This is a genomic window from Brumimicrobium mesophilum, from assembly GCF_003025005.1.
Classification (GTDB): Bacteria; Bacteroidota; Bacteroidia; order Flavobacteriales_D; family Crocinitomicaceae; genus Brumimicrobium; species Brumimicrobium mesophilum.
Map to the genome: position 1 here is coordinate 54,746 of NZ_PVSS01000003.1, position 20,310 is coordinate 75,055.

The 20,310-nt window shown below is 34.1% G+C and carries 16 protein-coding genes, 2 tRNA genes and 1 pseudogene; 6 read left to right on the top strand and 13 right to left on the bottom strand.

What is annotated here, in order from left to right:
- Positions 1–280: 280 nt before the first annotated feature.
- From C6368_RS03545 to C6368_RS17610, 3 genes are all read left to right on the top strand, one after another.
- The gene (locus tag C6368_RS03545) at positions 281–634 is read left to right on the top strand and encodes a hypothetical protein (RefSeq protein ID WP_107037804.1); all 354 of its coding nucleotides are present in this window, start codon (positions 281–283) and stop codon (positions 632–634) included.
- Between the two features lie 204 nt (positions 635–838).
- Positions 839–1,279, top strand: a complete 441-nt coding sequence (locus C6368_RS03550; protein WP_107037805.1) for an SRPBCC domain-containing protein — start codon at positions 839–841, stop codon at positions 1,277–1,279.
- Between the two features lie 260 nt (positions 1,280–1,539).
- Positions 1,540–1,761 carry a T9SS type A sorting domain-containing protein gene (locus C6368_RS17610; RefSeq protein WP_107037806.1) on the top strand — a complete coding sequence of 74 codons (222 nt, stop codon included), beginning with the start codon at positions 1,540–1,542 and terminating at the stop codon, positions 1,759–1,761.
- 241 nt (positions 1,762–2,002) lie between these two features.
- Here the strand turns inward: C6368_RS17610 and C6368_RS03560 are convergent, their stop codons facing one another.
- The 4 genes from C6368_RS03560 to C6368_RS03575 all read right to left on the bottom strand — a co-directional run bounded on the left by C6368_RS03560 (position 2,003) and on the right by C6368_RS03575 (position 9,295).
- Positions 2,003–3,760 carry an efflux RND transporter periplasmic adaptor subunit gene (locus C6368_RS03560; protein ID WP_199851585.1) on the bottom strand — a complete coding sequence of 586 codons (1,758 nt, stop codon included), beginning with the start codon at positions 3,758–3,760 and terminating at the stop codon, positions 2,003–2,005.
- A complete protein-coding gene (locus tag C6368_RS03565; RefSeq protein WP_107037808.1) occupies positions 3,750–4,970 on the bottom strand; it encodes a TolC family protein in 1,221 nt (406 codons plus the stop codon). Before C6368_RS03565 ends, C6368_RS03560 begins: the two co-directional genes overlap by 11 nt.
- Positions 4,967–8,767 carry an efflux RND transporter permease subunit gene (locus tag C6368_RS03570; RefSeq protein WP_107037809.1) on the bottom strand — a complete coding sequence of 1,267 codons (3,801 nt, stop codon included), beginning with the start codon at positions 8,765–8,767 and terminating at the stop codon, positions 4,967–4,969. The genes C6368_RS03565 and C6368_RS03570 overlap by 4 nt, the downstream gene beginning before the upstream one ends.
- 99 nt (positions 8,768–8,866) lie before the next feature.
- Complete coding sequence (locus tag C6368_RS03575; protein ID WP_107037810.1) at positions 8,867–9,295, bottom strand: HYC_CC_PP family protein; 429 nt, start codon at positions 9,293–9,295, stop codon at positions 8,867–8,869.
- A gap of 217 nt (positions 9,296–9,512) precedes the next feature.
- On the opposite strand from C6368_RS03575, the gene C6368_RS17520 reads away from it, so the two are divergent.
- Positions 9,513–9,644: a hypothetical protein gene (locus tag C6368_RS17520; RefSeq protein ID WP_262494844.1), complete on the top strand. Its 132-nt coding sequence runs from the start codon at positions 9,513–9,515 to the stop codon at positions 9,642–9,644.
- Here C6368_RS17520 and C6368_RS03580 read toward each other — a convergent pair.
- The 5 genes from C6368_RS03580 to C6368_RS03600 all read right to left on the bottom strand — a co-directional run bounded on the left by C6368_RS03580 (position 9,641) and on the right by C6368_RS03600 (position 12,441).
- A complete protein-coding gene (locus C6368_RS03580) occupies positions 9,641–10,099 on the bottom strand; it encodes a DUF305 domain-containing protein (RefSeq protein ID WP_199851586.1) in 459 nt (152 codons plus the stop codon). The two genes, C6368_RS17520 and C6368_RS03580, sit on opposite strands and share 4 nt — an antisense overlap.
- Positions 10,100–10,191: 92 nt before the next feature.
- The gene (locus C6368_RS03585; protein WP_107037811.1) at positions 10,192–10,380 is read right to left on the bottom strand and encodes a hypothetical protein; all 189 of its coding nucleotides are present in this window, start codon (positions 10,378–10,380) and stop codon (positions 10,192–10,194) included.
- A gap of 120 nt (positions 10,381–10,500) precedes the next feature.
- Positions 10,501–11,760, bottom strand: coding sequence for a site-specific integrase (locus C6368_RS03590; protein WP_107037812.1), 1,260 nt, complete (start codon positions 11,758–11,760; stop codon positions 10,501–10,503).
- Positions 11,761–12,112: 352 nt separating this feature from the next.
- A tRNA-Lys gene (locus C6368_RS03595) sits at positions 12,113–12,185 on the bottom strand.
- A 180-nt stretch (positions 12,186–12,365) separates the two neighbouring features.
- Positions 12,366–12,441, bottom strand: a tRNA-Lys gene (locus C6368_RS03600).
- Positions 12,442–12,760: 319 nt separating this feature from the next.
- Here C6368_RS03600 and C6368_RS03605 point away from each other — a divergent pair.
- Entirely contained in the window at positions 12,761–13,351 is a 591-nt protein-coding gene (locus tag C6368_RS03605; protein ID WP_107037813.1) for a shikimate kinase, read from the top strand.
- A 67-nt stretch (positions 13,352–13,418) separates the two neighbouring features.
- Here C6368_RS03605 and C6368_RS03610 read toward each other — a convergent pair.
- The 3 genes and pseudogenes from C6368_RS03610 to proC all read right to left on the bottom strand — a co-directional run.
- Positions 13,419–14,627: pseudogene (locus C6368_RS03610) on the bottom strand (glutamate-5-semialdehyde dehydrogenase); the annotation flags it as partial.
- Between the two features lie 222 nt (positions 14,628–14,849).
- On the bottom strand, positions 14,850–15,623 hold the full coding sequence (gene proB / locus C6368_RS03615) for a glutamate 5-kinase (protein WP_107037815.1): 774 nt from the start codon (positions 15,621–15,623) through the stop codon (positions 14,850–14,852).
- A 58-nt stretch (positions 15,624–15,681) separates the two neighbouring features.
- Complete coding sequence (gene proC, locus C6368_RS03620; RefSeq protein WP_107037816.1) at positions 15,682–16,491, bottom strand: pyrroline-5-carboxylate reductase; 810 nt, start codon at positions 16,489–16,491, stop codon at positions 15,682–15,684.
- Positions 16,492–16,868: 377 nt separating this feature from the next.
- Between proC and C6368_RS03625 the strand changes: the two genes are divergently transcribed.
- Positions 16,869–17,846 (top strand): glycosyltransferase family 9 protein, encoded by a 978-nt coding sequence (locus tag C6368_RS03625; RefSeq protein ID WP_107037817.1) that lies wholly within the window; start codon positions 16,869–16,871, stop codon positions 17,844–17,846.
- Between the two features lie 401 nt (positions 17,847–18,247).
- Here the strand turns inward: C6368_RS03625 and C6368_RS03630 are convergent, their stop codons facing one another.
- Positions 18,248–20,305: a PKD domain-containing protein gene (locus C6368_RS03630; RefSeq protein ID WP_107037818.1), complete on the bottom strand. Its 2,058-nt coding sequence runs from the start codon at positions 20,303–20,305 to the stop codon at positions 18,248–18,250.
- Positions 20,306–20,310: the final 5 nt, after the last annotated feature.

Genomic DNA, 20,310 nt, shown 5'->3' on the forward strand with positions numbered 1-20,310 from the left:
TTAAAAAATGATTTGTAATGTGTTTTTAAGTAGTTATTGAGTTTTTTTTATTCGAAACTAAGGATTTTGTGTACTTTAATCAATTGTCAAAAAGAAAAATAAACCCAAATAATGTTAACATTTATCTAAGTTTTAGAATTGTTTTTTTTGGTTCAATTATAATTTTTTTTGGTTCAATATTATTCTTTAAACTACCAATACATTCCAAATTTATTTCATAGATTTAGAAGGTGTTTCTATACTAGGTAGAAATTGTTTATACAAATTAATACACAATATTATGGAAAGTGAATATGATAAAAATGAGATGGATTATATCAGACGTTATGAGAAAGAAGGTTTTACTTGTCAATTTCACGTAGTTGAAAATCAATTAGAAAATATGGAGACTAAACATAGATATACACCTCAAGAAGTATCGATTTTAAACGAGCATAGATATGAAGGAATGAGTAATCCATCGGACATGTCCTTATTATATGCAATTGAAACAAAGGATGGCTCTAGAGGAACTATTTTAGCGAGTTATGGATCTGATGGGAATAATTCTATCCATGAATTTATGAACAGTGTTCCTAAATCTAATGTAAAAAATGATTACATGCTTCCGCCTGATGGAGAGGAGGAGAAATAATAATAAAGTTTTTTAAATCAAGCTTTACTCTCAGTGCAGCTTGATTTTTATTTGAATCTAATTAGATAAGGATCAACACAATTAAGAACTTTGCTTTGTGAATGCTTTGTAATTGATACAAGTTTTTTACACTGTATTTTCGCGAATCTTTTTTGTGGAAATTTCATCTATAAACTTACGAAGTAATTAAACTAATAATTTGATATGATATTAGAATCCAAAGCGATATTACAAATTCAAAAACCAATTGAAGAAGTATTTGAAGGAATTGTAAATCCAGAAATCATGACCAAATATTTTATTTCGGAAAGTACGGGTAGATTAGAATCAGGAAAAGAAGTGACATGGAAATTTCCTGAATTTGATGATCAATTTGTAATTAACGAAGTTGAAATTGATGAGAATAAGTCAATTTCATTCGTTTGGGATCCAGAAACTGTTGTCAACATATCGCTAGAACAATTACCTGACAAGAGTACAATCGTTCGAATCAACGAAAAAGGTAAAGAACTGAATGAGGAAAACGTAAAATGGGCTTTGGAAAATTCTGGAGGTTGGGCTAATTTTTTAGCATGTTTGAAAGCTTATTTGGAATATGGAATTCAACTCCGAAAAGGAGCGTATGATTTCATGAGGAAAAATTAATACTTAGTTCAAGCACTATTTTCAGTTGTAGATCGAATTGCTAAGCGTTTGACTATTTTAGATGTTTTAAAACTTTTAGCAGAAAATCAAAAGTCGCATATTTTAGAACTATAGCCTCGAACTTTCTGCTAAAAGTTTACTGATTTGAGGGGGAGTCGAAGGTTTAAGTTGCTGTTTAGTCGTTTCGTTTATTGTCTTTTATAATTTTCAGGATGTCAATTTTGAGTTAAAAAGTAATTCCACCAACTTTCGAGTAAGGTATTGATGTTTATCTAAATCCAATTTCAGATGAGTTAAACATCAAAAACGAAAACGGAGCGTTGGTTTCTGTTGAGATGATTGATGCTAAAGGAAGTGTGGTTGTAGTTTCTAGAAAGGATTCGAAGAGTTTTACTTTTAATATTGGCGAATTGAATGCTGGGGTTTATATTTTGATTGTGCGATCGGAGAAAGAGGTGAGGATATTTAAGGTAGTTAAGTAATTATAAACTCTGTTTTTCCAAACAAAAAAAGCCTCTCGAATGAGAGGCTTTTAGTGATCCCGCTGGGATACACTATAAAACCTCTGAATGCCTTGTTTAATAGGGTTTGGTGACTTCTAAAAAAGAATGACCACCACATAGACCACGTTAAATCACGTGTTAAATGTCTTTATTTGAATGAGCGAATCGAATTCAAAGATACTCATTTCCATATTCATACACGTATAATTAACATTAAATATTATTTACCTATGACTTCTTTTACCTCCCCACATTTCAACATTGCATCTCCATAATATGGATTCTTTATTTCAGGTTCTAAACTCAACCAATCTGCTCCTTTGTTGTTATTGACCATTGGGCAATGTTCGATGTAAATGGCCTTGTCCATCGCTCCAAAAGATTTCAGAATCATAATTAATTGATTCGAAATTTCCTCAAATGGTTTTCTAAGCTCTCCAATCTCTTTAGTCGAAATTGCTTTTTTTAATTCCTTGCTTAGAACGTCACTTCGCTTCATCCAAAAGTTATGGGCATCGCCTTTGAAAATTTTCATGTCAACTTTATTTAGAAAAGCAGTCATTTCCTTTGCACTTGAAATTCCAGCTTTGAAATTGTCATTAACCAAATTATTCTTTAATTTGAAATACGCTTCAAAAAGAGGAGAGAGCGCTGCTTTTTCCTTTTGACCTACTGCTATTTCTTCAGTCGACATGGATTCTGAGTGAGTAGTCTCTCCATGATTATGACCTGAAACAGGAACTCCTCCTTCTGGATTCATCATGCTTGGTTTGCCCGCCAATTGTGCAGCTGCGTCAATGCTAAAAGTTCCGTTTGTTGCAATTTCTTCACCGACTTCTAAACCTTCTTTAATGAGGTATCCGTCGCCCAATGAAGGGCCTAAAGTGACCATTTTCATCAAGAAACTGACTTTATCAGAACTTGCGTTTTTCACGTAAACAACTGAGCGTTCTCCTGTCCACATTACGGCAGATTTTGGAACAACAATCACTTCTTCATTCACATCTAGTTGACTTTTAATTGTTCCTTGAACGAACATATCTGGTTTTAATCTTTGTCCCGGATTTTTAAGAATCACACGTGCAGAGGCCACCCTTGTTTCAGAGTTTATTACTGGATCAATAAATGAAACTTCTCCCTTGAATTTTTCATTTGGTAGTGCACGAACAGTGAATTCTACCTTATCGCCTTGTTTGATCCAAGGAATGTCGCTTTCGTAAACATCAAAGAGTACCCAAACAGAGCTGATGTCTGCTATTTCATATAACGATTGTCCTTTTAAAATGTAATCACCAAGGTTGATTTTCTTGTCGGTTACAATTCCTGAAACATCGGCCAATATTGGAAATTGTTCTTGAATTTTTCCATTGGCAAGAATTTGATTCACGTGTTTTTCGGTGAGCTTCCAGTTCTTTAATTTTTCTTTGGCTGCATTAAACAAAGAAGGTTGTGTTTCCTTCATTTTTTGGGCTTCCAACAGTTCTTCTTGCGCGGCAACCAATTCTGGAGAATAGATGTAGGCCAAAACTTGTCCTTTCTGAACAGCTTCTCCAGTAAAGTTTACGGTCAATTTTTCAATTCTACCCGGAATATGCGAAGACTGTGAAAAAACATTTCTTTCGTCTGTTTTCACTTTTCCGTTCATTCGTACATCTTTAACTGGTTTCTGTTTTGAAACAATTGAAGTTTGAACATTGGCCAATTGCATTGCGGTAGGAGACATTCTAACTTCTAAAGGATTTCCATCATCAGACTCATTACTTAACGGAATTAAATCCATTCCACATAAAGGACAAGCTCCTGGTTCATTCGCTCGAATTTGGGGATGCATTGAACAAGTCCAAACGGTTTCTTCTGAATGATCATGCACTTCCTCTGTTTTGGAACTTTCCTCTGCTGAACCAAAAATCATCCAACCCAATAGCAGACCTAAAACAAGGGTGGAAATAGCGATATATATTGTTTTTCTATTTTTCATTATATTCTGTTTTTGCTGTTAAATAATCTAGTTTCGCCAAAGCGATATAGAAATTTTTTATTGAAGTAGCTTCTGCTATTTGATAATTAATTAAATCTTGTTGCATTCTTAAAACCTCAACAAAATCTGCTCCTGTAGAACTATATTCTTTTTCTAGAAGTTTAATTACGGTTTTCGATTTTTCAATTTGCTTTTGGTAAAGCATCCATTTTTCCTTTGCACTTTCCAATTCATACCACGTCATTTCATAATTTGAAATCAAAGTGTTTTTAAAATCACTTTGGTAAAATTCAATGGCTTCTTGATTCAATTGTGCTTCTCGCGCAAAGGCTTTGTACTTTTTCCTATAAATCGGAAGAGTGACACTCACCATTGGCATAATCATGTCTCGACCTTCAGGCATAATTCCATAATTCACACCAACTCCGAAACTTGGTAAACCTTCTTTACTCGCTAAAATTTCAGAAGCTTGAGCAGACTGAAGCTTCAGATCAAGAGATTTTAAAGTCGGATTGTCTAACAACAAACTGTCTCGTTTATAATTTAAAGGAATCTTTACCAATTTTATCGTTTCTTCAATTATTAAGTCAGAATCAATTTCTCGATTAAGTAAATTATTGAAAATGATGGTCAATGGTTTTATCTTTTCCTCAAGTAATTTGATTTCTGTATCTGTGTTTTCAATTAGAATATCGACACGAATAACATCAGTCATACTATTTCTCCCCACTTTGAACCCAGTTGTAGCAAGCTGTTTGTAACTTTCCAAAACTGTTTTATTCTCTTTGAGTAAAGTGATTTCTCGGTTAACTTCATACAAAGGATAATACGCGGATTTCACATTCATGTACAGCTCATTTTTTGCATCAATAAATTCATGATACAAAGCTTCCGACTGAAGTTGATAAACATTACCCGACGTTTCCAAAGTACCAAACCAAGGAATCATTTGTTGAATACCAATATTTGCTTTCGCGTTTCCTACGTGAGGAGTAACAGGACTCAGTAAATAACTGAAGGAAATGCTCGGATTCGGAAGTGAATTCATTTGAGCAACCCTTTGAATAGCGGCTTGAAATTCCGAATACTTGGCTTTTAATAATGGATTGTTTTCTGCAGCTTCCTCTAAATGTTTATCCAAAGACTGAGCAGATCCATTTGTGCTTATTCCTATAAATAAAGCCAATAGGATTTTTAAATAATTTCTCATTTTGTTTCTTTTTTAAATTTACGTTCCTCTTTCCAAGCGTATAAAACAGGAACTATAAAATAGGTGATTGAAGCAAATAACATCCCTCCAAAAGCTGGAATAGCCATCGGTATCATGATATCAGACCCCCTTCCTGTAGATGTTAAAATTGGAAGTAGGGCTATGATTGTTGTCGCTGAAGTCATAATTGCAGGTTTTATTCTTCGTTGACCAGCAATAACAACTGCGTCTCTGATTTCTTTTAAAGAATTCGTCTTGTTTTTCTTAAAACTTTGATCGAGGTAAGTTCCCATTAAAACACCATCATCGGTAGCTATACCAAACAAGGCGATGAAACCAACCCAAACCGCAACACTCATATTAATGGTGTGTAATTGGAACAGATCCCGCATGCTCATATTAAAGAAATTAAAATCTAAGAACCAATCCTGACCGTACAACCAAAGAATGATAAATCCCCCGCTAAACGCCATGGCAATTCCTGTGAAAATCATTAAGGAAGTACTCACAGATTTAAACTGAAAATATAGAATCAAGAAAATCACCACGAGTACCAAGGGAACAATTATGGCTAGCCTTTCCTCAGCTCTAACTTGATTCTCATAATTGCCAGAGAATTTATAGCTGATTCCACTTGGAACGATTAATTCACCATTATCGATTTTATCTTTAATAAAACGTTGAGCATCTTCCACAACATCTACTTCAGCGGAACCGTCTTTCTTATCAAATAGGACAAAACCTACTAGAAAAGTGTTTTCACTTTTTATCATTTGCGGACCTCTCACATATTCAATATCCACCAATTCAATTAATGGAACCTGAACACCAGTTGGTGTTGGCACAAATACTTTTTCGAGCTGACTTGGATCATCGCGCAACTCTCTCGGATAACGAACCCTCACAGGAAAACGTTTTCTACCTTCAACAGTTGAAGTTACTTCCATACCGCCAATAGCAACTTCAATAGTTTGCTGAACATCTTCAATGTTTAAACCATATCTTGAAATTGCATCCCTGTCAATATTGAAATGGATGTAAGGTTTTCCAACAATTCTATCAGCAAAAACAGCCTCTTTCTTTACAGAAGGAACTTCCTTTAATATCGCTTCTAGTTGCATTCCGAAATCTTCTATTGTTTCGAGATCGGGACCAAAAACTTTGATTCCCATTGGAGCTCGCATTCCGGTTTGAAGCATAACTAATCGCGTTTCAATCGGTTGAAGTTTAGGAGCAGATGTTACTCCAGGAATATTAGTCACTTTAATAACTTCGTCCCAAATATCATCAGGCGAACGAATACTTTTTCTCCAATTACGGAAATATTGACCTGAATCATCTAAGATTAAATCCTCTTCCTTTATGTTTTTATTTACAGCATCTTCTCCTGAAAGAGTGTCACCATTTTTAAGAATGTAATTGTTATCACCATCAACTTTAAATCTTTCACGGTGACCTTTCTTGTTGAGAACATATTCAGATTTATAATTGATTACGTTTTCATACATCGAAATCGGAGCAGGATCTAAGGCAGATTCAACTCTTCCCATTTTTCCTACAGACAATTCAACTTCTGGAATATTAGCCAAAAGCATATCCAATTGTTGAACTACTTGTTTGTTTTGCTCAATTCCAGCATGAGGCATTGAAGTCGGCATCAGTAAAAAACTTCCTTCATCCAACGATGGCATAAATTCTTTTCCAAGACCAGGCATAGAATGAGAAAGTCCAGTCCAAACAGAAGTCGTTCTGATATTTACGCCCATCTTATCAAATCCTGTGGCTACAAATCCGAATATGGAATTAAATCCAAGCCATGCTGTAGAACCAAATAAGATCACAAATGCAGGAATCAGTAAGAATTTCTTTTTATTATTTAAACACCAATTCAGTAAATTGATATAGTATTTTTCTAATAAATAGAATCCACCCAAAATGAGACTTACTATAATTCCAACAAACAAAAAGTTCAATAGAATAGAATTACTTGCACCCAAAGGCATCCAGTATTTTGCCAATAACCATACAACAGAAATTACAGTAATAGCAATGGGAAGGTTTTTGATTAAAACGTTTTGTTTTCCACTGTACTCTTTAATAAACCAAGCAATTCCGAAGGCCAACAGAGTTAATCCACCCCATAAACTAATCCAGATAGCAGCAATTATTCCACCAACAACCAAAAGCAAATTCACGACAATCCCTTTCGTGTTTTTCTTGATTTTAATCTTGAAAACTAAATGCGCCAAGGTTGGGAGAATAATCAAAACGACGATTAAGGAAGTCAATAATGCAAAAGTCTTCGTGAATGCTAATGGTCGGAACAGTTTCCCTTCTGCAGCTTCCATCGTAAATACTGGAATAAAACTCACAATTGTTGTGGCAACAGCAGTTAGAATTGCAGAACTTACCTCAGCAACCCCATTGTAAATCGTATCAATCAACTTTTGACTTTTGGGTGATTCTTTAATATGTTTAATGATGTTTTCAGAGAGAATAATCCCCAAATCGACCATGGTTCCAATCGCAATTGCAATTCCCGAAAGCGCAACAATGTTGGCGTCAATATGAAAATAACGCATCGCAATAAAGACCATCAGGATTGCAACAGGAAGCAGACTTGAAATAAGAATTGATGCTTGTAAATTGAGCACCATTACTACCACCACAAGAATCACAATCAGCAATTCCAGAGACAAAGCTTCTTCTAAGGTTCCGATGGTTTCGTTGATGAGTTCTGTTCTATCGTAAAAAGGAACAATTGTCAATTGACTTTCCGTTCCATCTGCAAGGGTTTTCTTTGGTAAACCGCCTGCAATTTCATCTACTTTTTCTTTGATGTTGTTGATGACATGCAGCGGATTTGAACCATAACGAGCAACGGCAACACCACCAACAACTTCAGCACCGTCTTTATCTAGTAAACCTCTTCTCGAAGATGGTCCTAAAGTAACAACAGCGATATCTTTAACCCTGATTGGTACATTTTCATTTACAGCAACTACTGCTTTTTCGATGTCTTCAATCGATTTGATATAGCCTAAGCCCCTCACTAAATATTCAGCTTTGTTGATTTCTATGGTTTTTGCTCCAATATCACGGTTCGATTTCTTTACTGCAGTCATTACATCAATTAGTGGAATGTTGTAATTCTTTAGTGCATCAGGATTCACATCGATTTGATATTCCTGAACATATCCGCCAATTGAAGCGACTTCTGAAACTCCTTCAACAGCATTCAAATTGTATTTCACAAAGAAATCTTGAACTGTTCTGACTTCGTGTAAATCCCAGCCACCAGTTGGATTCCCGTCTTTGTCACGACCTTCCAACGTGTACCAATATACTTGACCCAAAGCTGTAGCATCTGGACCCAATGCAGGTTGAACATCGTCTGGAAGTAAATTGGCAGGAAGAGAATTTAACTTCTCAATAATCCTCGATCTTGACCAATAGAATTCAATATCTTCTTCAAAAATGATGTAGATACTACTGAATCCAAAAATGGAAGAACTACGAATTGACTTTACTCCAGGAATTCCAAGAAGTGAAGTCGTTAATGGATAAGTGATTTGATCCTCGATATCTTGAGGTGATCTTCCCATCCATTCGGTAAAAACAATTTGTTGATTTTCTCCAATATCAGGAATAGCATCAACTGCTACTGGGTCTGAAGGTAAAAAACCTGTTTCCCAATTGAACGGAGAAGTAACCAATCCCCATCCTATAAATAAAGCCAGTATTAAAATAGTAACTAGCTTGTTTTCAAGAAAATATCTAATAATTCTATTCAACATAACATACAATTAAAATGAATAATAAATTCATTGAGGAATACTAATGTATCCTCGGACTTCATTCTTAATGAATGAATGAAATAAAAATTGTATGTTTTTCTAGATTATAAATACTTGATGCAAGACAGAAATATCCTGATCAATAAAGGGAGGCCGATAGGTTTCGAAAGTAGGTTTCTCTTCTAGTAAGAAAAGGTAATTACTAACAAAAGAATAAGCAAAAGCTACAGCAAACTTAAATTCTAAGTGCGTATTTGCAGAAACTTGAGCTTTGTTGTAATCAATTTCAGCAGAAATAGAATGATATTCATTTTCACAACAACCTTTCTTTCCGATAACTTCTTTGTGTTCATCATTTTCGCATGAATCCATTTCCATTGAAGTCATTCCACAACTCAAATCTGAATGTGATAGACTGATTGTTGATTGCACTGCTTCACCACTACAATAATGCGTAATGTAAGTTAGTCCCGAATTTAAAACGAGGATAACTAGCATAATGAATATGGATGAAATTCTTTTTAACATAACTGTGAATTGAGGCAAACTTATACAAAAATTACTAATGTGGAGTCATTAAATTGTTATTTAACTTTAATTACGGTTAAAACTCATTTTTAAATATTTTATTTATTGAGCTTTGTAAAAACTGATGAAATGTATTACATTTGGTGAGGTATGATACTTGAAAAAGAGTTGTTTAGCTGCGAAAATCAAGGAGCTGTCATAATAAAATAAAAATACTATGGGAATTAAACCAGGACCAAAAAGAATCGCTAAAACGACTGGGAAACCAGACAGGAGACAAAGAGACAATAAGGATACTCAAGGGAATACTCCGTCATTAAAGCCACATAAACATAAGAAAGGGGATTAATTCTGTTTCTCCAACCTTTCAATCATCTTCTTCATTTCCTTAATTTCTTTTTCCTGAGCTTTGATAATATCATTAGCTAATTCTTTAACTTCTGGATCACTAATTTCTGCATTTGTACTTGTCAAAATAGCAATAGAGTGGTGAGGTATCATTGCGCGCATCCAACGGACATCTTCTACAGGTATTTGTTGTCGCACTAAAAATGTAGAAACAGACATTAAGATTAAGCTCCCAACTATAATTACGGTATTCTTAACTTTATTGGTGTACATTTTTCGCATAAACAAGAACATAATAATTGCCATTCCTCCAATTCCAATCAGTGTCATATACATTCTTGTCCAACTAAAATAAACGTGACTGAATTCATAAGTATTAAAATACATTGTGATGTACATTGAAATTGCAGAGCAAATCAACATGAGGATAAACTTGGTGTAATTTGACTTTTTCATATGTTAGTTTTTAAGATATAATTTTTATCCAAAAAATAATTGATTTAACTCGTTTTTACAAACTTACTAAAGAAAGTATTTAGTTAAAAGTTCTAAAACAACACCTCTTCAACCTCATCCACATCCAAACCTAAATATTCAGAACACTCTTTAATCGTAACATACTGATGTGATTTTTTGAGATAATGTTCTTTCATCTTTTTAATGAGTTCTCGAGAATACCGTTCAGACTTTCCAGTGATGATCATGACGTCTTTTGTATGGAGAACGATACGCTTCATTATTCTTGTTGTTATTTAATTCTTTTTGACTCATCTCATACTTTATCTATACACCATGTATACATCTTCTATACCTTGTATATAGCTGAGCGGGATGACTATTTAGTCTGTTTTACAAAATTATAGCAAAATAGGGGATATAGAAAAGGCAAAAACACAGCAAATCAGCATAAAGATTATGGAACGGAAGCGATTGCTTTTATGAAGCTCAGCTATAAAGTAGTTTTGATGTATCGATTTCAAGTCGCGACGAAATTTGAGGAATACTGAGAAAGTCTCAGTATTGGCAAGAGTAACAGTAGTGGCGAATGTGTGTCGAGCAATATGCGAGGTAATTCGCTTCTTGATTCCACAAATATCAGCGAGTTCTTTCAAATATGCGTTATAACATTGGTTACTGTTTACAGGGAGTAATCTATTTGAGTCAATGCAATATTGGTTTTTTCTGTACTTCTTTATAATTTCTAGAGCAATGGGTAGGAGGGGAACGCTTTCTTTTACTCCCGTTTTCTGACGATGTGTGGATAGCCAATATTCACCATCAATCCCTTTTGTTACTGCTTTATAATCAAATTTGTAGATATCCGAGTAGGCGAAGCCGGTATAACAACAGAATAAAAATACATCGCGAACTTCAGCAAGTCGAGCAATACTGATATCCTTCGTTTTAATAATTTCTAATTCTTCTTGAGTAAGAACTTCTCTTTTAGGTGCAGTATAACTGCAGCGGAAATTATTAAATGGATTTGAAGGAATCCAGTCTAAACCAACAGCCATGTTCATGATTTTCTTTAGGTTCTTAATGTATTTGTGTGCTGTGTTGGTTTGTAATTTTCCTTTGGTTAAAAGGTAATGTTCAAACTCTGTGACGAAGCGAAGACGTAGTTCTGGCAACGGCATGTCTTTAGCTTTGTATTGATGTTTCATGAAGGCACGCACTTTGTTTTTTGTGATGTTGTATCGCTCTAGTGTCTTTTTCACTACTTGACCAATTTTGACTTGTTCTTCCATTTTTATTTTGTGGTAGTTGAAGGCTTCGAGGATGGTTTTGTGGGTAGTTTTGTTGTCGTCAATGCCCAGGTATATATTTTTAATGTCTTGACTAGTGATGGTTTTGTTTTGGGAGACCTCCTTTAAGAATATCTGATTAATCTCACTAATAGCATTATCAATAAAACCATTTAGAAAATTAGCTTTAGTAAATGAAGGTCTAATTTTTCTCAATTTCTGATTCCAAACTTTGATTGGTATATAGTGTGTTGTTGCTATCTCTGTTCGTTTTAAATCTACAACCACTCTAATGTAGAGTTGTACTTCTCCATTTTTGGTCTTTTGCTTGTTTGGATAAAACTGGACACTAAATTTTTGATTTCTTTTCATATCTACGTATTTAAAATGTTACCAAATAATGGTTCATTAATAAGTAAAATATAAGCTGCATACATTGGTGATCAATGGTTTGCTTGTTTTTGGTGACCTTATTTCATTGATTTTTCAGGTCACCACATAGGTCACCATTTGGTAACCAAACAACACTCTTTAGGTGTTAGATGCTTAAATTCTGGTGACCTAAAATTAAGATTAATTTAGGTCACCACATAGGTCACGAGATTTATGTAATCAATTGATATTGATTGTGTTTGTGGTGGTTTGAGGAACTCTGTTTTTTTAGAGTTTTGATAATATTTGATGTCTATTAACAAAAAAAGCCTCTCGAATGAGAGGCTTTTAGTGATCCCGCTGGGGTTCGAACCCAGGACCCTTACATTAAAAGTGTAATGCTCTACCAGCTGAGCTACGGAATCTAATATTTCAAATAATATCTTAATTTCTTAAGAGGTGACAAAATTACTATTATTGTTTAAAACAACACTATTTATTCTGAAGAAAATTCATTTAAATTTAATTTCCTCTTAATATGTCAAGCAATAATTCAATGAGTTAAATGAAAAAGCCAATTTGTAATTACAAATTGGCTCTCCAATTGGTGATCCCGCTGGGGTTCGAACCCAGGACCCTTACATTAAAAGTGTAATGCTCTACCAGCTGAGCTACGGAATCATTAAATCAATTCAATCTTTTATTTAATTAGTAAAAACCGTTGTTTTTACGTTTTTTATATTGTGATTGCGGGTGCAAATATAGTGGGTTAATTTAGACTGACAAGGAGAATCAGCATTTTTTTTGAATAAATTACAGTTGTTTTTTTGAACTTGCTGATTTTTAAGTGATAATAAAATTTTTTTTTGTTTTTTTCTTTAGAAGTATTAGTGCAGGCCAAAACTCTGCTTTTTATTTCTCATAATATTTCTTTCAGAATACTGCTTGGTTTTATTAACCTGGAATTTTCAAGAACAATTAAATACATTATTCCCAGTAAATGATTCTTCCCAAATCTAAAACAGGTCTAAACCAAAATATTCTATTGGGTTTAATTACTTTTGGTGCTATGCAAAACAACCGGATATTTTTAATTGGTTTTATGGGAGTCGGGAAAACTACAATTGGAAAAAAAATGGCCAACAAACTTTCTCTTCCTTTTATCGATGTAGATCAAAAGATTGAAGAGAAGTTCAAAATCACGATTAATGAATTTTTTGCTAAATACGGTGAATCGACCTTTAGAAGAGAGGAAACAAATGTCCTTAATGATGTTATTTCTGAATTTGAGAATGCAATTATTTCAGTAGGGGGTGGGCTGCCTTGTTTTAATGATAATATGTCGAGAATGAATCAAAATGGAATTACTTGCTATTTGCATAGACCAGCCAAGGAGCTCTTCCAACGCTTAGTCAATAGCAAAACTGAGCGTCCTCTTTTAAAAGACTTGAATGATGAAGAACTTCTTCTATTTATTGAGCATAAATTAGAAGAAAGAGAAGTTTTCTATAATAAAGCTAGCTTCAAATTCAATAGGAACCAGCAAGAAGTGAATGAAATTATAAAATGCTTGGGCTTTGGCCATATATGATTAAAAGAAAAAACTCCAAAACAAAGGGGAATCTCTGTTTTGGAGTTATTACATATTTATATAAAATCTACCTCACTTGGCCATCACCGAAAACATAATATTTATTTGTTGTCAGTTGCTTTAATCCTAATGGACCTCTGTGATGTAATTTGTCTGTACTAATTGCTAATTCGGCTCCAACACCCATTGCTCCTCCGTCTGTAAACCTTGAAGAAGCGTTTTGGTAAACTGCTGCGCTGTCAATTTGTTCCATGAATGTCAATGCATCATCTTTGTCCTCTGTCATTATAATAGAGGAGTGTTTTCCAGAGTTTTCATTGATAATTTCAATAGCCTCATCTTTGGAATCTACAGTTCCTAATAAAATTTTCATTGCTAAAAATTCTTCCTTCCATACCGATTTGTCGGCCATTTTCTCTCGACTAGAAAGAACTTTATTCGTTTTTTCATCTACAATAATCTCAACTCCGGCATTGGATAAAATTGATTCTAAATCCTTCAATTTATCATCATAACCTTCAATTGAACTGTCGATAAGAATGTTGTCTAATGCGTTGCAAGCAGAAGTTTTATCTGTTTTCGCATTTAACATAACTTTAATTGTTTTGGCCCAATCTGCTGTTGGTGAGATATACATAAAGTTGTTTCCTCTACCAGAAATTAAAACCGCACATTTTGCATGTTGTTTAACAAAATCGATTAACCTTTCTCCACCTCTTGGAACAATTAAATCTAGTTTTTCAGTCGGATTCCTTAAGAATTCTTGTGTTTCTTCTCTATTCATCTCCAACATTTTGATCCAGTCATTCTCTAAACCATTCTTTGCTAGCGCCTCGTGCCAACATTTTACCAGTACTTTATTACTGTGGTAGGCTTCACGACCACCTTTAAGTAAAATTTTATTATTTGCTTTGAAAGCTAAAACAGCTGCTTCAATGGTGACATCTGGACGAGATTCGTAAATTATCATTATTGTTCCAAATGGATCTGTTTTATTGATAATCTCTAAACCATTATCGAGTTTTAGTTCAGATATTTTCTTACCAACTGGATCTTCTTGTCCTTTTACCTGACGAATTGCTGTAATCATTCCGTCAATTTTATCTTCATTGACAACTAATCTGTCATATAAAGCCTGGTCATCTCTTTCAAAAGCGTCTAGGTCTTTCTTATTCTCTGCAAGTATCTCTTCTCTTTTGGAATCGATAATATCAATCATCGATTGTAATACATTATTCTTTTTGTCTGTGTCTAAAAATTTCATTTCTGTTGTTGTTTTTTTATAATTATTTGAGTCGTATACTGTTGTTTATCAATTAGTTGTTGTAACTTTTGTCTGTTGACTGAGCCTGTCGAAGGCAACATAGTTTGCATCTGTAGAAGGCAACATGGTTTGCACCTGTCAAAGGCAACACTTAAAAGCGAAATTTGGTTCTAACAACTCGTAATCTGTAATTGATTATTCGTATTTCGATAGCTATCGGAACGTAATCGCGTTTTAAACGAACTTTGTTCCTACCTCTTTACCTTCTAGGATATCAATGATAATATTGTCTTCCTTACCATTCGCTATGTAGGTTGGGATATTTTTGTTTGCGGTAGATTTCGCAATTTTTAATTTTGAACCCATACCACCACGTCCTTCTCCTTCACCTTTCTCTGAAGTTTGAACGTATTTTTCAACATTTTGATCTCCTTCTACATGATGAAGAAGTTCAGAATCGTCATCATCTGGATGGCCTGTATATAATCCATCAGTATCGGTTAACATAATCATCATGTCTGCATCAACAAGCTCTGCAACTAGACTTGCTAGTTCATCATTATCTGTAAACATTGACATTGTTAAAGAAACGGCATCGTCTTCATTTGCAATTGGTACTATTCCTTCATGTAATAAGGCTTCATAGCAATTAATCATGTTGTCTCGATATTCTCCAGGAGCAAAATCTCTTTTAGTGGCTAAAACTTGAGCACAACTCATTCCGAAATCATGGAACATTGAGTAATAGTGCCTCATTAACCGAGGTTGACCTACAGAAGAAAAAACCTGTCTTCTTGTTGTTGGATCTACTGCAGAGCAATCTCCCAACACTTCTTTTCCTGCAATTGCAGAACCAGAAGAAACCAAAATTGTGATTATATCTCGCTCGTATAGATACGCTATCTGACGAACTAAATTCTTTAAAATTGGACCAACAATTCTATTGTTTTTATTGGTCATTACGTTTGTTCCTACTTTTATTACTACTCTTTTCTTGAAATTGTTCAAAACTTAATTTGTTTGTTTATAATTGATTTGTAATTAGTTATGTGTTTTAGTGGGGGAATTACTCCGGATCTTTACCTAATTCCACAGCACGATCAAAAGCTGCGTAGGCTGCTTCTTTAATAAGTTCTTTTACGTTGTTGTCTTCCATAGAGTCTAATGCTGCTTGAGTTGTACCTCCTTTCGAAGCCACTCTATCCATCCATTTTTGTGGAGAAATATCACCTTCGTTGAATAAGGTTACTGCACCTTCAAAAGTTGAACTAACCAAAACACGAGAATCATTTTCTGAGAACCCCATTTTTCTAGCAGCTTCCAACATAGAATTCATAAAGTAAAATACATAGGCTGGACCACTTCCAGAAATTCCTGTTGATTTATCAATGAATTTTTCCGTTTCTACATGTATTGATGCTCCTGTAGTGTCTAATAAATTACGCACCATAAGTAGTTCTACTCTCGAAACGTCATGTGATTCTGTGAATGATGTCACTCCTTTTCCAACTTTTGCTGGTAAATTGGGCATGGTTCTTACTACTTTCGAAACACCCAAATGTTCTTTTATGAAATCTATAGTAACTCCCGCCATTAATGATACAAAAACTTGTTGATCATTCACCATGTCTTTCATTTTGTCAAATAAATCAACACAATGGTATGGCTTTACTGCAATAAATACGATATCCGCTTGTGGCAAGCAATCGTCTAAATTGTTATAAACTTCAAAGTCAGGGTTTTCTCTTAAACGAGAAAGAGTATCCTCGCTTAAATCCTGAATCATTAACTTTCTCTTGTTTAATAATGGTGAAGTAGACATTCCTTCAGAATAGGTTAAGCCCATATTTCCACCTCCGATTACTAATAATTTCATGTATTCTTTTATTATTTATTTATATTTCTATCTTTTGTGTGCAACAATTGTTCTAATCTCTGAATTAAAAGCAAAATGCAAATAATACATGTAATAGTTCATTTTTTAAATTCTTTATCCTTTTGGTAGTTAAGGGTTTGCCTTAATCTGTCAATGTATCATGATAATCTGTCATGATATAGTTATTAGCATATATTCCCTTAAGATAGAATTATTTTCGAGTTCATCATAGTGTTATGACTACTATTATCACAAGAAAACTTAAACTTTAAAATAACTTTAATCCTTCTTAAGGAATCAATGTGCACAATAATTCTAAACAGAGTTTTTCATTCTTAATTCGTAATTGAACATCGATAATTCCTTATATTTGAAACGTGCAAAATTTTTTAATAATACAAACGGCTTTTCTAGGCGATGTGATATTGGCTACTCCAATTATATCTGAGTTAAATAGAATATATCCTGAAGCTAAAATTGATGTTGTTGTCCGAAAGGGAAATGAATCTTTATTGGCTAATAATCCTAAAATAAACCATGTTTATGTATGGAATAAGAAGGACGGGAAATATAAAAGTCTTTTAAAAGTAATTAAATCGATTCGAACTCGAAAATACGATGAAGTTATTACTTTACAGCGATATGCTAATGCTGGTTTAATGACCAAAATGGCCAAAACAAAAGCTAGAATTGGATTTGATAAAAATTCATTTGCTAAGATGTATGATAAAACTGTACCTCATTCCTTGGAAGAAGGAACTCATGAAGTTGAAAGAAATTTAAGAACTATAGCTCACCACGGAGCAAAATCTTTAGTGAGACCAGAATTATATCCTTCAAATATGGATAGAGAAGTAGCAGGGGAGTTCATTAAAAAGAAATATTATTGTTTAGCACCAGCCTCTGTTTGGGAAACCAAAAAGTTGCCTACTTCAAAATGGTCGGAATTAATAGAATTATTGATTGAAGATGGAGAGGTGAAATTAATTGGAGGTCCTACGGATGTTGATTTATGCGCCAACCTTCAAAAAGAATTTCCTCATCACGTACATAATTTAGCTGGAAAATTGACGCTTTTACAAAGTGCTGCATTAATGGAAGGCGCAGAAATGAATTATGTTAATGATTCAGGGCCTTTACACATAGCATCGGCTATGAACGCACCCACGCGTGCTTTTTTCTGTTCAACTATTCCAAAATTTGGGTTTGGTCCATTATCAGAAGATAGCAAAATCATTGAAACCAAAATAGATTTGGATTGTCGTCCTTGTGGTTTTCATGGTCATAAATCTTGTCCCTTAGGTCATTTTGATTGTGGTCACTCTATTGAAATAACAAATAAAAGCATCATTTAAAATAGGGTAAAAGGTTTTAAAACAATTTTTCTGATTTTTTTGACTCTAGCTTCTTTTCTAATTCAGTTGTTTATTGTTTTTACTTTCTCGGAATAGAGGGAAGAATACACATTGAATATTTTTTTAAGTTTCTTTGTTCAATCTGATGGTAAAACTTAAATCACTGGACACAAAATTCTCGAGACCTTTCTTTTCCTTGTTGAATTATTAGCGGAATTTGCTAAGCACTTAGCTATGTGATTGAATTGTTTTCCAATTAATGAAGCTTTGTAGAAGTCAACTTTAATAGTTTTGAATAGCTTTGGTCCGTTCTTATTAAATTTCACTGTTTTACTAAACAATTCTAAAACAAAAAAGGGACATCCATTACAGATATCCCTTTGCTTTATTTTTGGTGGCTCTTAATTATTTACCACTTGAACAAATCCATGTTCAACATATTCTGTGTCTTTTTTATCTTTAAATTGAACTTTGTAGAAGTAAGTTCCATCTGATAATGGTTCTCCAGACTCTTTTTTACCGTTCCAAACAAAATTTGGTTCGTTGAAAGTTTGAATAACAGTACCCCATCTATTTAAGAACACGATTTCGAAATCAACAACTGAAGAAATGTCTTGTGAATACTTGATAAAGAATCCATCATTCATTCCATCTCCATTTGGTGTTACGATATTAGGAATAGTAACTTCTATATCTGGATAAGTCACGGTAACAGTTACACTGAATGTATTTGTACAACCAACTGCGTCTGTTCCAGTATGTGTTACAGTATAAACTCCAGGCTCAGTGAATGCGTTGAAAATTGTATCATTCATTGCACTAGTGTTGTTACCATCTCCAAAATCCCAATAGTTACTCGTTAAGTTTGAAGGGTCATTTAAGAAGTTTACATTAAGTACAGGAACTCCTGCAGGAGGGTTAGCTGTAAAAGAAACATCCGGTGCCGGGTTAATATTGATGGTTTGAGTAATAGAGTTTGTACATTCTCCACTCGCATCTTCAATAATTAAAGTTACATCAAATGAACCTCCTTCAGGGAATATAAAAGTGGCATCAGTTGAGAAAATTGTATCTGAACCAATTGTTCCGTTCGTGAAGTACCAAGTTGAATTAGAGAAGTTACCTAAAGAAGTATTTGTAAATACGACTTCTTCACCTGCACATCCATCAGTAAAAGTAAAGTCTGCGTATGGTGCTGGTTCGATATAAATTGTAATGGTTGTATCACCAACACATCCTCCATCAGAAACAACATTTAATTTAACATCGTATGTTCCAACTCCAGAGAATTGGTGACTTGGATTTTCATCAGTTGAAGTCGCTCCGTTGTTATCAAAGTTCCATTGCCATTGATTAACATTATAACCCGCTGGTAGATTAGTTAAATCTGTAAAGTTGGTTAAAGATCCTTGACAGAGAGGAGATGCAGAGAAGTCAACTTCAGGATTAGGATACATTTCGAAATTAATAGTATCTGTAACTGTACAACTTGGATATGTTTGATCTTGTATGAATACTGTATACAGATTCGTTGTTGCATTAGTTATTGTATTACTTGTTTCCCCTGTATTCCATAAGTAAGAATAGTTACCAGATCCCCCCGTTGGAGTTGATACTAAATCAATATTAACAAATCCACAGATAGAAGTATCTTGAGGAATGTTGGAAAGAATAACACCATACATGTCTATTGATGCAGTACAGGTATCTGTCAATCCATCAGTAAATATTACATTATAAGTTTCCATATTGCTTTCGATACATAAATTTGTATCTGCTAAATCTGTAGTTCCATCAGCAAACCAGTCATAGTAATACGTATTACATAAATTACCTTTTACTGCAACATCATCAATTCCCCAGTGGTCGTTTCCTGCTCCACTTGTCGCAAGTTGAATCCATCTAAATCTTGTAGAAGTAGTTTGTGCGGCAACTGGAATAGTATGGCAGTACTCATTCCAAGAAGTTTGATATGGATCTGTTCCATTATTCTGAACAGTATGTTCGAAAATTGTAACCCAAGTTACACCAGCATTGATAGAGTATTGCAAAGAAACACCTTCACCTACTAAATCTGGTCCTTCACAACTACCACTACCACCTTGAGTAGCATATTTCATCATAAAACAGATATCTCCTCCACAAGTCATATCATAATCAACCGTGGTAAGATCTCTAGGGTGAGGCTGTTGATTTCCAAACCAAGCAGAAGGAGAACCATCTGGTGGAGCACCACAGGGATTAGTATACATCATTGTTTGAGATGATGTCCATCCAGGTCCTAATGCACTATTGTTAAAATCTTCAAATAATAAAGTATCTTGTGCTATTCCAACAGCGGTTAAGTCAAAACAACCTCCACAATCTACTGTATCAGACTGGGTTGTTATTGATACTGAACACTGCGAATAAGTCCAAAAGGAAAAAGACACAAGTACAATTGTAAATAATAATTTCATAATTT

Coding starts and splice junctions, on each gene's coding strand:
- C6368_RS17520 (WP_262494844.1), top strand. CDS start 9,513: ATGGGAATTAAACCAGGACCAAAAAGAATCGCTAAAACGACTGGGAAA.
- C6368_RS03575 (WP_107037810.1), bottom strand. CDS start 9,295: ATGTTAAAAAGAATTTCATCCATATTCATTATGCTAGTTATCCTCGTT.
- C6368_RS03590 (WP_107037812.1), bottom strand. CDS start 11,760: ATGAAAAGAAATCAAAAATTTAGTGTCCAGTTTTATCCAAACAAGCAA.
- proC (WP_107037816.1), bottom strand. CDS start 16,491: ATGAAATTATTAGTAATCGGAGGTGGAAATATGGGCTTAACCTATTCT.
- C6368_RS03585 (WP_107037811.1), bottom strand. CDS start 10,380: ATGAAGCGTATCGTTCTCCATACAAAAGACGTCATGATCATCACTGGA.
- C6368_RS03550 (WP_107037805.1), top strand. CDS start 839: ATGATATTAGAATCCAAAGCGATATTACAAATTCAAAAACCAATTGAA.
- C6368_RS03580 (WP_199851586.1), bottom strand. CDS start 10,099: ATGAAAAAGTCAAATTACACCAAGTTTATCCTCATGTTGATTTGCTCT.
- C6368_RS03565 (WP_107037808.1), bottom strand. CDS start 4,970: ATGAGAAATTATTTAAAAATCCTATTGGCTTTATTTATAGGAATAAGC.
- C6368_RS03560 (WP_199851585.1), bottom strand. CDS start 3,760: ATGAAAAATAGAAAAACAATATATATCGCTATTTCCACCCTTGTTTTA.
- C6368_RS03605 (WP_107037813.1), top strand. CDS start 12,761: ATGATTCTTCCCAAATCTAAAACAGGTCTAAACCAAAATATTCTATTG.
- C6368_RS03545 (WP_107037804.1), top strand. CDS start 281: ATGGAAAGTGAATATGATAAAAATGAGATGGATTATATCAGACGTTAT.
- C6368_RS03570 (WP_107037809.1), bottom strand. CDS start 8,767: ATGTTGAATAGAATTATTAGATATTTTCTTGAAAACAAGCTAGTTACT.
- C6368_RS03630 (WP_107037818.1), bottom strand. CDS start 20,305: ATGAAATTATTATTTACAATTGTACTTGTGTCTTTTTCCTTTTGGACT.